Annotated in this window: 13 protein-coding genes and 2 pseudogenes; 7 read left to right on the forward strand and 8 right to left on the reverse strand. The window is 72.2% G+C overall.

Features of this window, described 5'->3' with window-relative positions; genetic code table 11:
* The first annotated feature begins 70 nt into the window (after window positions 1-70).
* The 3 genes and pseudogenes from AB0G79_RS14740 to AB0G79_RS14750 all read left to right on the forward strand — a co-directional run bounded on the left by AB0G79_RS14740 (window position 71) and on the right by AB0G79_RS14750 (window position 2,657).
* Window positions 71-1,135 carry a methyltransferase gene (locus AB0G79_RS14740; RefSeq protein WP_360805809.1) on the forward strand — a complete coding sequence of 355 codons (1,065 nt, stop codon included), beginning with the start codon at window positions 71-73 and terminating at the stop codon, window positions 1,133-1,135.
* Window positions 1,136-1,206: 71 nt separating this feature from the next.
* Window positions 1,207-1,509: pseudogene (locus tag AB0G79_RS14745) on the forward strand (S-adenosylmethionine synthetase N-terminal domain-containing protein); the annotation flags it as partial.
* A gap of 20 nt (window positions 1,510-1,529) precedes the next feature.
* Window positions 1,530-2,657 carry an FAD-dependent oxidoreductase gene (locus tag AB0G79_RS14750; protein ID WP_360805812.1) on the forward strand — a complete coding sequence of 376 codons (1,128 nt, stop codon included), beginning with the start codon at window positions 1,530-1,532 and terminating at the stop codon, window positions 2,655-2,657.
* A gap of 179 nt (window positions 2,658-2,836) precedes the next feature.
* On the opposite strand, the gene pheA is transcribed toward AB0G79_RS14750, so the two are convergent.
* The 8 genes and pseudogenes from pheA to AB0G79_RS14790 all read right to left on the reverse strand — a co-directional run bounded on the left by pheA (window position 2,837) and on the right by AB0G79_RS14790 (window position 10,114).
* A complete protein-coding gene (gene pheA, locus AB0G79_RS14755) occupies window positions 2,837-3,688 on the reverse strand; it encodes a prephenate dehydratase (RefSeq protein ID WP_360805815.1) in 852 nt (283 codons plus the stop codon).
* A 22-nt stretch (window positions 3,689-3,710) separates the two neighbouring features.
* Window positions 3,711-4,865: a 3-deoxy-7-phosphoheptulonate synthase gene (locus AB0G79_RS14760; protein WP_360805818.1), complete on the reverse strand. Its 1,155-nt coding sequence runs from the start codon at window positions 4,863-4,865 to the stop codon at window positions 3,711-3,713.
* Window positions 4,866-5,149: 284 nt separating this feature from the next.
* Window positions 5,150-5,545: pseudogene (gene aroH, locus AB0G79_RS14765) on the reverse strand (chorismate mutase); the annotation flags it as partial.
* A 67-nt stretch (window positions 5,546-5,612) separates the two neighbouring features.
* A complete protein-coding gene (locus AB0G79_RS14770; RefSeq protein ID WP_360805821.1) occupies window positions 5,613-5,858 on the reverse strand; it encodes an acyl carrier protein in 246 nt (81 codons plus the stop codon).
* A gap of 45 nt (window positions 5,859-5,903) precedes the next feature.
* Window positions 5,904-6,521, reverse strand: coding sequence for a beta-hydroxyacyl-ACP dehydratase (locus tag AB0G79_RS14775; RefSeq protein ID WP_360805824.1), 618 nt, complete (start codon window positions 6,519-6,521; stop codon window positions 5,904-5,906).
* On the reverse strand, window positions 6,511-6,924 hold the full coding sequence (locus AB0G79_RS14780; protein WP_360805826.1) for a hypothetical protein: 414 nt from the start codon (window positions 6,922-6,924) through the stop codon (window positions 6,511-6,513). The genes AB0G79_RS14775 and AB0G79_RS14780 overlap by 11 nt, the downstream gene beginning before the upstream one ends.
* 7 nt (window positions 6,925-6,931) lie before the next feature.
* The gene (locus AB0G79_RS14785; protein ID WP_360805829.1) at window positions 6,932-8,485 is read right to left on the reverse strand and encodes a phenylalanine aminomutase (D-beta-phenylalanine forming); all 1,554 of its coding nucleotides are present in this window, start codon (window positions 8,483-8,485) and stop codon (window positions 6,932-6,934) included.
* A 9-nt stretch (window positions 8,486-8,494) separates the two neighbouring features.
* Window positions 8,495-10,114: an AMP-binding protein gene (locus AB0G79_RS14790; protein WP_360805832.1), complete on the reverse strand. Its 1,620-nt coding sequence runs from the start codon at window positions 10,112-10,114 to the stop codon at window positions 8,495-8,497.
* Window positions 10,115-10,508: 394 nt separating this feature from the next.
* On the opposite strand from AB0G79_RS14790, the gene AB0G79_RS14795 reads away from it, so the two are divergent.
* From AB0G79_RS14795 to AB0G79_RS14810, 4 genes are all read left to right on the forward strand, one after another.
* The gene (locus tag AB0G79_RS14795) at window positions 10,509-10,976 is read left to right on the forward strand and encodes a nuclear transport factor 2 family protein (protein ID WP_360805835.1); all 468 of its coding nucleotides are present in this window, start codon (window positions 10,509-10,511) and stop codon (window positions 10,974-10,976) included.
* Between the two features lie 152 nt (window positions 10,977-11,128).
* Window positions 11,129-12,064 (forward strand): alpha/beta fold hydrolase, encoded by a 936-nt coding sequence (locus AB0G79_RS14800; protein WP_360805839.1) that lies wholly within the window; start codon window positions 11,129-11,131, stop codon window positions 12,062-12,064.
* Between the two features lie 323 nt (window positions 12,065-12,387).
* Window positions 12,388-12,513 carry a hypothetical protein gene (locus tag AB0G79_RS14805; protein WP_360805842.1) on the forward strand — a complete coding sequence of 42 codons (126 nt, stop codon included), beginning with the start codon at window positions 12,388-12,390 and terminating at the stop codon, window positions 12,511-12,513.
* Window positions 12,514-12,648: 135 nt separating this feature from the next.
* Complete coding sequence (locus AB0G79_RS14810) at window positions 12,649-13,302, forward strand: NADH oxidase (RefSeq protein WP_360805845.1); 654 nt, start codon at window positions 12,649-12,651, stop codon at window positions 13,300-13,302.
* Window positions 13,303-13,333: the final 31 nt, after the last annotated feature.

A 13,333-nucleotide genomic window follows, 5' to 3' on the forward strand; every position in this document is an offset into this window, starting at 1 on the left:
ACTCCCAGTACCTCGAGTGCGTGGAGTGCTTTTTCTGCCCCGACAGTGACGACCCAAGGGATTTCGTTCGATGACTGCACATGACACCCTCGCCCGGTTCCGCGAGTACATGGTGGGACCCGCCCGGTTCGCGAACCTGCTGTCCTGCTTCGAGCTCGGCCTCATCGACGCGCTGCGCGAGCGGCCGGGCCTGAGCGCGGCCGAGCTCGGCGCCCTGTGCGGCGCCAAGCCCGACGCCGTCGCGCAGCTGCTGAACCTGCCGGTCAAGGAAGGCTTCGTCGCCCACGACGAGACGACCGGCACCTACCGTCTCGACGCGCTCGCCGACGTCGCCCAGGCCGACCTCCAGCGGGTCCTGGACTTCATGGGCAAGATCAAGGCCACCACCCTGCGCCAGCTGTACTACCTGACCGAGAGCGTGCGCACCGGCACGATCGTCGGCCTGCGGGAGCTGTACGGATTCGACGGCGACCTGTACGGGGCGATGGCCGTCCACGCGGACCTGCGCGAGCCGTGGTCGAAGCTGATGGACTCCGTCACCGACCGCATCGACCCCTGGTTCTTCGACAACATCGACATCCCCGCCGGCTCCCGCGTCCTCGACCTCGCCGGCCACACCGGCCTCGGCGCCATCCACACCTACAAGTTCAAGGGCTCGCCCGGCCTGCGGGTGACCACCTTCGACCTGCCCGACAAGCGCGAGGACGCGCTGCGCAACTTCCGCGACCACGGTGTCGAGGACACCTCGGCGTTCATCGGCGGCGACGTGTTCGACTCCGTGCCCGCCGGGTTCGACACCGTCCTGATCAAGCACTTCCTCAACATGTTCGACAAGGACGACGTCCTGCGGATCCTCGCCAACCTCCACGCCTCCCTGCGGCCCGGCGCGCAGGTCCACGTCCTCGTCCCGATCTACGCCGAGAACATCAAGGACTCCTGGAGCGTGGACTACTACCCGTCCTTCTTCCTCGGCTGCGCCACCGGGCAGGGCGGTCCGCAGAAGCTGTCCACCTTCCGCAGCTGGTTCGAGGAGGCGGGCTTCACCGTCACCCGCGAGATATCCCAGAACCCCGCCGACCTTCCCCCGGACGCGCTTCCGCTCCAGGGCATCCTCACCGCCACCCGCAACGCCTGAAACACCCCGCCGCCCGACCGCCCCGGGGCCCCCACACGCCCGCGGGCCCGAACGCTTTCGACGGGAGGACCATGTCCAGCCGCCTGTCCACCTCGCAATCCGTCACCGAGAAACACCCCGACAAGACCGCCGACCAGATCGGCGACACCATCCTCGACGCGCTCCCGCGCCTCGACCCCGCCGCACGCGTCGCCGTCGAAACCCTCGTCACCACCGGCCAGGCCCGCATCGCCGGAGAGGCCACCACCGCCCGCGTCGACATCCCCGCCCTCGTCACAGACAAGACCCTCGACATCGGCTACGACTCCGGCGCCAAGGGCTTCGACGGCGCCTCCTGCGGCATCTCCGTCTTTCTGGGGGCCCACCACCCCAACCGAACCCCCGGAGGACCACGATGACCCCGCAGGCGGCACGCCGCGTGCTGATAGTGGGCGCCGGCATCGCCGGCATGTCCGCGGCGATCACCCTGCGACGGGCCGGAGCCGAGGTCGACCTCATCGACATCCAGCCCGACTTCACCGTCGTCGGCGCCGGACTGACGATCACCGGCCCCACCCTGCGCGCCCTGGACCAGCTCGGCGTGTACGAGGAGGTCGCCGCCCACGGATACACCGGCGACGGCATCCGCGTCTGCGCCGTCGACGGCACCCACCTCACCGACATCCCCACCCCCATGCCGCCCGGCTCGAAGGTCCGCGGCTCCGGCGGCATCGGCCGGCCCGTCCTCTACCGCATCCTGTCCGGCCGCGTCCTCGCCGCCGGCGTACGCCCCCGGTTCGGCCTGTCGGTGGAGGACATCACCCAGGACACCGACGGCGTCACCGTCACCTTCAGCGACCACACCCTGGGCCGCTACGACCTCGTCGTCGGCGCGGACGGCATCTCCTCACGCACCCGCCGCCAGATCTTCCCCCACGCCCCCAGCCCCCAGTACACCGGACAGAGCGTGTGGCGCACGTTCGTCCCCCGCCCCGAAGGCGTCGACCGGCGCCACTACTTCCTCGGCGGACCGGTCAAGGTCGGCTGGACCCCCGTCTCGGCCACCCGCATGTACATGTTCGTCGTCGAACGCACCCCCCGCCGCATCCGCACCCCCGGCGAACTGCCCGCCGCCCTCGCCGAACTCCTCACCCCCTACGGCGGGCACATCGCCGGATTCCGGGACGCGATCGGCGAGGACACCGAGATCGCCTACCGGCCACTGGAGTCCTTCGACCTGCCCGGCCCCTGGTACCAAGGCAGGGTGATCCTCGTCGGGGACGCCGCCCACCCCACCACCCCGCAGCTCGCCTCGGGCGCCGGCCTCGCGGTCGAGGACGCCCTCGTCCTCGCCGAGGAACTCGCCCGCCACGACAGCGTGACGGCCGCGTTCAAGGCCTACGCCGACCGGCACGAGGCACGCTGCCGGTTCGTCGTGGACAGCTCCATCGAGATAGGCCGGCTCGAACAGATCCAGGCACCCCCCGCCGAGCAGACCGCCGTCGTCGAAGCCGCCCTCGCCCGCCTCGTCGAACCCCTCTGACAACGCGCCCCCCCCGGCAGGGCAGCGCGACACCCCCCCGGGACAGGGCCGCGCGCACCCCCGGCAGGGCAGCGCGCCGCCCCCGGGACAGGGCAGCGCGCCGCCCCCGGCCAAAGGGCATGCCGGGGGCGGCGCGCGGGTCGAAGAACAACCCCCCTCACGAACCAGGCGGGGTGTTCTCAGGTGGTGAGGACGGGGCGGGGCTGCTCCGCGCGGGGATAGCTGCCCAGCACGAACGCGGCGTGCCGGCGGGCGAGCGCCGCGACGACGAACCCGACCTGCGGGTCCTCGACGTGCCCTTCGCATTCCAGCAGGAACGAGTACGTGCCCAGCCCGAAACCGCCCGGCCGGGACAGCACCGCCGTCAGCGGCACCGACGAGCGCACGAACTCCTCCAGCACCGCGTGCAGATGCTGCATCTTGTCGGCCAGCGGAACCACCAGACTCGTACGGTCCACCCCGGTGGGGTGGGCCACCGGCATCGGCGGCCGCGTGACCTTCACGAAACGCGTCACCGCGTCCCTGCGGTCCCCGATCCCCGAGGCGAGGACCTCGAGCCCGTAGCGGCGCAGCGTGCCCGGCGCCGCGATCGCCGCACGGTGCGACGCCCCCGACGCCCCCACGTCCCGGGCGGCCTGCGCCGTCGACGGCGCGGTCACCACCGACGCCCCCGGCAGATGGGTGTGCAGCCACGTCCGGCACTGCGCGTGCGCGACCGGATGCGTCACCACCTCCCGTACCGAAGCCAGGTCACCGCCCGGCGCGACAGCGAGCGCGAACTCCACCCGCAACAGCGTCTCACCGACGATGCGCAGGTCCTTTCCCGCGGTCAGCGAATCGACGGACTCGGTGACCGACCCCTCCACCGAGTTCTCCCACGGCACCACGCCGGCCGCCGCCTCACCACGGCGGACGGCGTCTAGCGCCTGACGGACCGTCGGATACGGCACCGCCGAGGAGGCGGGCACGCCCAGCCCGTTCAACGCGGCTTCCGTGAACGAGCCGGACGGCCCCAGATAGGCGATGGACATCAACAACTACCTCCGCAATCACTCAGAGCGCACTCCACGCCCCGGCCACCGCGATGGCCTGCCGGGGATTGAGCCGCGGGTCGCACAGCGTGGTGTAACGCCGGTGGACGTCGTCCGACTGGGCCGGGCTCCAGACACACTCGGTCACATCGTCCGGCGTCGTCTCCAAGTGCAGGCCGGCCGCGACGCCACCCGCCTGCGTGACCGCCTCCTGGAAAGCCACCACCTCCTCGATGACCGTCTGCACCGACCGGGTCTTCAGCCCGCCCGGCGTCTTGATCGTGTTGCCGTGCATCGGATCGCACAGCCACGCCACCGCGTGCCCCGCCTCCCGCACCGCCGCCACCAGGCCCGGCAGCCGCCCCGCCACCTGACCCGCGCCCATCCGCGCGATCAGCGTCAGACGGCCCGCCTCACGCCCCGGATCCAGCCGGGAGCACAACTCCACCAGCTCCGCCGCCCCCATCGACGGACCGACCTTGCACGCCACCGGATTGACGACACCGGCCAGCAGCCGCACGTGCGAACCCTCCACGTCCCGCGTCCGCTCACCGATCCACGGCAGATGCGTCGACGCCAGATACCGCTCCCCGCCCTCCGCACGCCGCAGCAACGACCGCTCGTAGTCCAGGACCAGCGCCTCGTGACTCGTCCACACCGGCGCACCCGTCGGCGGCATCCACGCCCCCATCCGCTGCCGCAGCAGCGAGGTCGCACGGCCGGCCGCGTCGTAGCAGGCCAGCATCCGCTCCGCGTCCGCCCGCCGCTCCTCCACCGTCGCACCCGGCCCGTTGACCAGATGACCGCGGTAGACCGGCAGCTCACACCCGTCGACCACTTCGGTGGGAGAACTGCGCGGCTTGGCGAACTGCCCCGCGATCCGGCCGATCCGGATGACCGGCCGCCCGGTGTTGACCTTCATGACCCCCGCGAGCGCGTCGATCAGACCGATCTTCCGGTTCACCGCCTGCGGCCCGCACTCCGCCGGATCCTCCGCGCAGTCCCCGGCCTGGACGACCTGATACGTCCCGGCGGCCGCGCCCGCCATCAGCAGGCGCAGCATCTGCACCTCCTCGAAACCCACCAGACCGGGCCGGACGGCGAGCTCGGCCCGCACGGCGGCCGCACGCGACGCGTCCGCCCACACCGGCTGCTGCTCCGGCGCGACCAGCCCCACCGGCCCAACAGATCCAACAGACCCGGCGGGGTCGGCGGGTTCGGGAAGTCTCAGCTCGTGTTCACGTACGGGGGATGCGACGGGCATCGCGGACATGATCATGCTCCTAGGGGGAGAGAGTCAGCCCCTGGCGCCGGGGCGGGGGCGGGGGCGGGGGCGAGCGCAGGCACGGACGCGAGGGCCGGCACCGGCGCGAGCACCGGAGCGGGCACGGGAAAAGAAGCAGGGGAAACAGGCGAGGAAACAGGCGAGGAAACAGGCGACGAAGCGGGGGAGGGGGCGGGGGCGAGGTCGGGGCGCAGGGCGGCCGCCCCGCCGAGGTAGACGTGACGGATCGCGTCACGGGGCCGGGCACTGTGCGCGTGGACCAGGATCCGCACGACACGCGCCAGCGAACCGGGCACCGCGATCTCCGCGGTGCACAGCAGCGGCACGTCGCTCAGGCCCAGCTTCCTGGCCGCGGCCGCCGGGAACGCCGACCGCAGGTCCTCGGTCGTGGTGAAGACGATGCTGATCAGGTCGTCGTCGGCCAGCGCGTTTCGGTGAAGGATCTCCCGAAGCAGCTCGACGGTGGCCTGCTCGATGGATACGGGGTCGTCCGAGGCGACCTGGATGGCACCGCGCACACCGCGCACGGCGTAGGAGGCGGGCGCGGTCGCCTGACGGGTCGGGGTCGTCACTGGCTGGCTCCTGGATGTCTCGCGGAAAGCAGAGGAGAGAGGGAGAAAGCGCCGCGTCGGGCGGTGCTCAGACCGTCTGCCGGGTCAGCAGCTCGTGCAGCGCGGCGATCGTCCGCGCCCGCGGCAGCTCGTCCACGGGCAGCACCACCCCGTGGGTCTTCTCCACCCGCGCGACGATCTCGATCAGGTTCAGCGAGTCGGCCAGGTACTGGTCGAAGAGGTCCGCGGTGTCGTCGACCTCCTCCGGGGCCAGGACCAGGATCTCCGCGACGATCCCGCGGACACGGGCGAGCGCGCTGTCGGTGTCGTTCATCAGGGAAGTCCTTCACATCTCGAAACGGCTTACGGGACACGGGTCTCAAGCCGGGTCCGGAACCCCAGCAGGGACCGGAACCACAACAGAGACAGAGGAAGAGGCAGAGGCAGAGGCAGAGGCAGAGGCAGAGGCAGAGACCGGGGCCGGGGCCGGGGCCGGCGTGGGGGCGGAGGCGGGGGCCGGCGCGGGGGCCGGGTCGGGGAGCAGGGCCGAGGGCGGCCGGGACACGACGAGCATCGACGCCACGCTCACCACCGTCCGCCCGCCCACCCGCGTCTCGCCCGCGAACTCGTTGACCGCACCGGAACGGTGCACGAGCCGCACATGGTGCTCCAGCACGTCACCGGGCAGCGCCGGCTGCGCGTACCGCAGGCCGCGGACGCCGACCATCAGCGGGATCTCCTCGGCCGGGCCGAGCCCGGCCAGCGACCACAGCAGCGACACGGCCTGCCCGAACGACTCCAGCAGGAGCACCTGCGGATAGGCGAACGCGCCGATGCCGGCGCCTTCGGCGACGTCCCGGTAGCAGTCCTCGCCACCCGTGACCGCCTTCGTGGCCACCAGCGCGCCGGGCGGGGTGTACTCCGCCACCGTGTCCAGCAGCAGCATCGGGGCCCGCTGCCGCAGCCGGCGGCGGATCTGACCGTGGTCAAGCAGCACCGGACACCGCCCCCCGAAGCGTCACGGACACGTCCGCCGCGAGTTCGCCGTCCGCGCGCAGACCCCGCGCCCTGACCGCGACCACACCGTCCTCGCCCCTACTCACCAGCAAGGACAGCTCCAGTACGTCACCGGGGAACAGCGGGCGGGCGAAACGCGCCCGCTCGATACCGGCCAGCCACAGCTCTTCCCCCACCGCGTGGCCCGCGGCCTGCCGCACGCAGTCGACGAGCAGGACACCGGGGAAGATCGGGAAACCCGGGTAGTGGCCGGTCATCTGCGCACGCGCCCGGTCCACGGGCACCCGCACCGTGACACGCGCGCCCGCGGCCGTCCGCTCGACCACCGGCACACCGGCCAGCGCGTCGAACACCTTCGCCGTGGGGGACAGGGCAGCAGACACGGCCGGCTCAGCCCAGACCCGGCTCGGACAGGAGCCGCTTGGCGAGCTCCTCCACGTAGTCGGTGATCGTCACGTCGTGGTCCAGGTACGGCACCACCTCACGCGTCGCCTCGTACAGCCGCCGCGTCGCCGGCGACAGGCCCTCGGTGCCGCGGATGTCGACGGCCTGCGCCGCGCACAGCAGCTCGAAGGCGACGACGTAGGCGACGTTGTCGAGGACCTCGGCCGCGCGGCGGGCGGCGACGAAACCGAAGGACACGATGTCCTGGAAGTCACCGGTCGAGGTCAGCGACTGGATGGAGATCGGCATGGACTTCGCCCGGGTCTCCGCCGTCAGCGAGGCCGTCATGAACTGACCCCCCATCAGCCCGAGCCGCAGGCCCGGGTCCTCCCGGCACAAGAACGCCGGCAGGCCCTCGCTGTTGGACTTGTCGAGGAACCGGTCGATACGCCGGTTGGACAGGTTCATCAGCGTCGTCATCGCGATCGCGAGGTGGTCCATCGCCATGGCCACGTACTGGCCGTGGAAGTGCCCGTTGTGGAACACCTCCGCCTCGTCGGGGTCGATCAGCGGGTTGTCGTTGGAGGAGTTCAGCTCGTCCTCGACGACCTGCTCGATCTGCGCGAGGCTGTCCACGACGGGGCCGAGGATCTGCGGCGTGCACCGCACCGAGTAGGCGTCCTCGATGGACTTCGACCCCGCCTTCGCGGTGTCGCCCATCTCGCCCGACAGCAGGTGCTCGGTGTCCAGCTCGTCGACGGCCAGCGTCGAATCGGCCAGCGTCTCGTAGAGGAACCGGGCCACCGCCTGCTGCCCCTTGTGCGGCTTGAGCGCGTGGACCCGCGGGTCGAACGGCTTCGTCTTGCCCGCCAGCCCCTCCACCGACAGCGCCGACACCAGCAGATAGGTGTCCAGCAGCCGCCGCGCCTTGGCCAGGTTGAGACTGCCCAGGCCCACCATGCCGGACGTGCCGTTGATCAGCGCCAGGCCCTCCTTGAAACTGAGCTCCATCGGCTCGATGCCCACCCGCGCCAACGCCTCCGCACCGGGCAGCACCTCGCCGTCCAGGCGCGCCTTGCCCTGCCCTATGCACACCAGCGCGATCGCGGCCAGCGGACCGAGGTCGCCGCTCGTGCCCAGCGACCCCTTCTCCGGAACACACGGGATGACACCGGAGTTGCGGACCGCGATCAGCTTCTCCAGGTTCTTCAGCGAGATCGCCGAGTTCCCCCGCGACAGCGACACGATCCGCGACGTCATGATCGCCCGCACCGTCGTGTCGTCCAGGTGGTCGCCCACGTTCGTCGCGACCGCGTTCAGCAGGTTCTCCTGGAGCTGCCGGGCCATCGTGACCGGCACCAGGTAGTTGACGAACCCGCCCATGCTGGTGTTGACGCCGTAGATGACCCGCTCCTCGGCGACGAACTTCTCCAGCGTCGCGCGCGAGGTCGCCACGCGGGAACGGACCGTGTCGTCGATGGCCACGGGAGCGGCCCCGGTCGCCGTCGAGGCGACCTCGGCGAGCTTGACCCGCCGGCCGATGGACAGGGTGAAAGTCACGTCAGGCTCCTAAACGTTCGTCACGTGTCGTACGGAAGACGCCCCCCGCGGGGACGTCAGCGTCCTGGCGAGCGCGGCACGGTCGACCTTGCCGTTCTCGGTCAGGGGAAGCTCCGGCACCACCCGGACCTGCCGGGGCACCATGTAGGCGGGAAGCTCGGCCGCGCAGAACGCCAGCGCCGCCCCCGCATCGAAACCCTCGAAACCCTCGGGGCCGGCGGGGCCGTCGAGGACGACGGCCGCCAGCAGCACGTGGTCACCGGCCCGCGGCACCAGCAGCGCCGCGGCCGCGCCCACACCGTCCAGGCGCGTCAACGTGCTCTCGATGTCACCGAGTTCCACCCGGTTGCCGTGGATCTGCACCTGGAAGTCGGCGCGCCCCACGAACGAGCAGCCGCCGTCCGCGTCCAGACGCGCCAGGTCACCGGTCCGCAGCACCTTCTGCCCGTGCCGCGGATCGACCGGGTCGTCCACCAGCACCTTCGCCGTGGCCACGGGATCGTTCCAGTAACCGCTGAACAACGAGGGGCTGCGCAGATAGATCTCACCGGTCCGGCCGGGCTCGGTGACCACCTCGCCCCGCTCGTCCACCAGCGTCATCTCCGCACCCGTGTGCGCGCGGCCGATCGACAACCGCTCCACACCGGCCGGCAGCGGCGAGGGAACCTCGGTGAACGAGGCGGCCATCGACTCCGTCGCCCCGTAGCCGTTGACGATCCGGACACCCGGCAGCCACTCCTGCAGCCGGCGCAGCTCCGGGACGGGGAACTCCTCGCCCGCGAACACCACCGACCGCAACTCCCCGAGCTCCTTCAGCAGCTCCGGATCGTGGCGCAGCACCGGCCGCCACAGCGAGGGAACCCCGTGGACCTGCGTCACCGACGCCTGACGCAGGAAACCCGTCATGCGCCGCGGCGAGGACAGGTCCTCGCGCCTGACCGGCACCAGCGCCGCGCCACTGGCGAGCGCCACACCGATCCCGAACAGCGCGAAGTCGAACTGCAGCGGCGACGTGCTCGCCACCCGGTCCTGCGGCCCGGCCAGCCGGTCGTGCACCATCGCCCGCAGGAACGCCACGATCGACCGGTGGCTCATCACCACACCCTTGGGGCGGCCCGTCGACCCGGACGTGAACACGATGTACGCCGTGTCCCCGCCCAGCACCGACCGCCGCCGCCGCACCCGGCGGGCCGGAGCCCGCTCCACGACCAGACCGCCCCGGCCGAACCGGGCGGCGCCCTCCACCGCCACGGCCTCCCGCACGGGCAGGCCCTCGGCACGCGCCAGGAGCGCCGGCTCGACCGCGTCCACGATCGACGCCAGACGAGAATCGGGGGTCTGCGGACTCACCGTCACGAACGGCAGCCCCAGCATCGCGCAGGCCAGCAGCACCGCCACCGACGCCGCGGACGTGTTCGCCTCCACGACGACACGGTCACCGACGTCCAGACCCAAGGAGTCCAGGACGGCCGCGTACTGCTGGACCAGATCGTCCAGAGCACCGTAGGAGACCTCGCGGAGGACTCCCTCCTCGTCCGCCTCCACCACCGCGGGCTTGCCCGGGGTGACGGCCGCGGGCCCCATGAGCAACCCGTAGAGGTTGTCCACCGACGGACGCGGGCGTTCCATACTGTCTCCCTTGCCGGTTGAGTCGAGAACGGCGGACGGGCCGCCGGCCCCCGCCCGTCGCCGTCACGCGCATCGCTGTCGCTCGTGGACGCTTGCGGGGGCTGCCGGGACACACCGTGGAACACCACGATGGGCGTGCGACTGGAGCCCGTCTTGAGCAGCGGTGTACGGGCAGGTCGGCGCCCTGCCGAAAACCGGCCACCCCCACCCCCGGCCGGCCGCCGCCCCCGCCGCCGCCCGGCCGCCGGTCTTGCCGCCCGCACCGCTCCAGCGCCGTACGAGGAACAGCCGAGGGACAGCCGAGGGACAGCCGAGCGGGCCGCCCTAACGTCAGCGACCGAACCGATCCGAACAAGCCACAGGCCCGAAGCGGCCGACGTCCCAAGGAGCCCGCATGTCCTCCGAGCACGAGTTCAAGCTGCCCGGCGCCGACCTTCCCGCTCCCGACGCCGAACTGCGCAAGAAGCGCGAGGCCGTCGTCGCGGAGCACACCATCGCCGAGTCCGCCTGGGACATCGACGGCGTCCTCGCCACCTTCCCCCGCGGCGGCGTCTACCGCGTCATGGCCTACGAGGAGAGCCCCTTCATCGGCGAGGAGGCCATCAAGAAGGGCTACTTCGCCGAGCTGCAGCGCGCCTTCCCCAACCCCGAGCACGACCTCTTCCACGTCCACCACACGCCGACCGCGGTGATCCTGGAGGCGCAGATGCGCGCCAAGCAGGAGGCGGACTGGCGCGGCATACCCAACCGCGGCAAGACCGTCGAGGCCCCCGTCGCCGTCTTCTTCCACTTCGACGGCGACGTCCTGATCGACGAGACCCTCTACTTCGACATGGCCACCTTCGCCCGCCAGCTCGCCTGACACCCCCGGCGCGCACGGGCCCGGCGAGCCGGGGCGCACCCCTTCGGGGGCACCCCGGCCCCCGGCCCCCGGCCCCCGCCACCCCCTCACCGCTTCACGCCTTCACCGCTTCACGCCTTCACCGCCTCGCCCAGCGACAAGGACCACCACCCATGCGCGCGTCCAGGACCGGCACCACCCCACCCGCGCGGACCCACTCCGCCGGCGTACGCCCGCTCCTGCTCGACGCCGCGGGCCTGACCCTGTCGGGACTCCTCGCCCAGCCCGCCCACCCGCCGAAGGCGACCGTCGTCGCCGTCCACGGCGGCGGCATGCGCGCCGGCTACTTCGACGGCCAGTCCCACCCCGACCTGTCCCTGCTCACTCTGGGCGCCCGCCTCGGCTACACCGTCCTCGCCCTGGACCGGCCCGGCTACGGCCACTCCGCCCTGAAGGCCCCCGAGGGCCTGACCCTCACCGAGCAGGCCGACGTCCTCACCGACGCCCTGGCCGCCTTCGCCCGCCTCCACCCCACCGGCCAGGGCTTCTTCCTCCTGGCCCACTCCTACGGCGGGAAACTCGCCCTCACCACCGCCGCACGCCACCCCGGCCTGCTCGCCGTGGACGCCTCCGGCGTCGGCCACCGCTACGGCACCGACCCCGCCGCCCACCGCCGCCTGCGCCGCCACCTGGAATGGGAACGCAACTGGGGGCCCCTCGCCCTCTACCCGACCGGCACGTTCCGCGACGCCGAGACCCTCATCGCCCCCACCCCCGCCCGCGAAGGCGCCGAAGTACCCCTGTGGCCGGGCATGTTCGACGACCTCGCCCCCCGTGTCACCCTCCCGCTGCGCCTGACGTTCGCCGCGCACGAAGCCTGGTGGAAGCACGACGAGGCACACCTCGCCGACCTCACCGCCCGGCTCTCCCACGCCCCCGTCCTCAAGGTCGAACGCCAGGCCGGAGCCGGCCACAACATCAGCCTCGGCCACGCCGCCCGCTCCTACCACCTGCGTGCCCTCGGCTTCTTCGAGGAATGCCTCCAGGTCACCGACGACGAGCGGGCCACCACCCCCGCCCCCCGCGCCCCCGCCCCGGCCGCCGCCTGAAACCACCGGCCCCGAGCCGCAACCAGGCCCGGCTCAGGCCCGGCTCAAGCCGGACCCAACCCGTACTCAAGTCCCGCTCAAGCCGGACTCCGCTCCGGGGCAAGTCCGGCCCAGGCCGCGGGCAAGCCGGGCTCAAGTCCCCCGCAAGTCCCGCGACCGGTCACCTGCGCCACGGTGGGTCCCGTCCCGACGGCGGACCCCCCGCACCCCCGGCACCCCCGTGCTCCCGGCACCCCCGCACCCCCGTGCTCCCGCACTCCCGTGCCTGTGCGTCCCGTGCCTGTGCGTCCCGCCGTCCCCCCGTCCCTTGTGAGGGAGACATCGTGGAACGCTCCGCAAGCCCGCTGCTGACCCTGGTCCTCAAGCGCGCCCGCTTCGCCCTGCACCGGCTCGCCGCGGCGGCGAGCCCCCAGCCCGTCCCTGTCCCCGCCGCCGTCAAGACCCCATGATTTCCTCACGTCTTCGGTGTGAGTCCATCGCTGCTGAAGTCACGGCAAGCGCATTCATACTGAAGCGTGAGCGTATCCGCGGGGGAAGAGCCAGCCTTTCGGTCGGCTCCCACAGCCCGAGGAGGTGTGCCGGTCATGATTCCCGCCCCCGAAGACGCCCCCCTGCGCCTGCACCATCTGTGGTCACTCCACGAGGACACGGCCGTCGGGTGGGACGAGGAGGGCCAGGCGCTGCTGCTGAGCGGCCCGCAGGGCACCGAACGCATCGAGGCGCCGGCGAGTGTCGTGGCCGAGGCGCTGCACCGCATGGAGATGGGGCCCATCCGCCTCGCGAACCTGCTGCCGCCCCCCGACGCGTCCCACCCCGCCGCGGGAGACACCCGTCACGCCGGCCAGGACGGCTACACCGCGGTCCTGTCGGTGCTGCGGGACATCTCCCACCTGGTGATCAGGACCCTGTCCATGGAGGACCTCAAGGGGCCGGTCCTGTCCGTCGTCCCGGCCCGCCGCACCGCCCGCTTCGTCCCGGCGGCGGTGCCGCCGCAGCGGACGGTGGGTCTGCGGGCGGGGGTGACGATCACCGTGCGCGGCAACGCGTTCTGGCTGGAGTCGCGGACCCTGGAGCACCGGGTGGAGATCCACCGCCCCGAGGCGATGTGGGTGGTGTCGCTCCTGGCGTGGCCGACGACACCCGACGCCCTGGTCGAGGTCGCGCCGCTGCCCGCGGAGCTGACCCTCGCGATCCTCGCGCACCTCGCCGGCGCCGGCATGACCGTCACCGGCCCCTGACCGCCGCGCGCCGGATTCCGCGCCCCGTCCG

The organism is Streptomyces sp. NPDC020807 (assembly GCF_040641575.1).
In the GTDB taxonomy this organism is placed as follows: domain Bacteria; phylum Actinomycetota; class Actinomycetes; order Streptomycetales; family Streptomycetaceae; genus Streptomyces.

Excerpts from the sequence above, each read along its gene's own strand:
- AB0G79_RS14740 (WP_360805809.1), top strand. The coding sequence starts at position 71 with ATGACTGCACATGACACCCTCGCCCGGTTCCGCGAGTACATGGTGGGA.
- AB0G79_RS14770 (WP_360805821.1), bottom strand. The coding sequence starts at position 5,858 with ATGAACGACACCGACAGCGCGCTCGCCCGTGTCCGCGGGATCGTCGCG.
- AB0G79_RS14800 (WP_360805839.1), top strand. The coding sequence starts at position 11,129 with ATGCGCGCGTCCAGGACCGGCACCACCCCACCCGCGCGGACCCACTCC.
- AB0G79_RS14810 (WP_360805845.1), top strand. The coding sequence starts at position 12,649 with ATGATTCCCGCCCCCGAAGACGCCCCCCTGCGCCTGCACCATCTGTGG.
- AB0G79_RS14795 (WP_360805835.1), top strand. The coding sequence starts at position 10,509 with ATGTCCTCCGAGCACGAGTTCAAGCTGCCCGGCGCCGACCTTCCCGCT.
- AB0G79_RS14750 (WP_360805812.1), top strand. The coding sequence starts at position 1,530 with ATGACCCCGCAGGCGGCACGCCGCGTGCTGATAGTGGGCGCCGGCATC.
- pheA (WP_360805815.1), bottom strand. The coding sequence starts at position 3,688 with ATGTCCATCGCCTATCTGGGGCCGTCCGGCTCGTTCACGGAAGCCGCG.
- AB0G79_RS14790 (WP_360805832.1), bottom strand. The coding sequence starts at position 10,114 with ATGGAACGCCCGCGTCCGTCGGTGGACAACCTCTACGGGTTGCTCATG.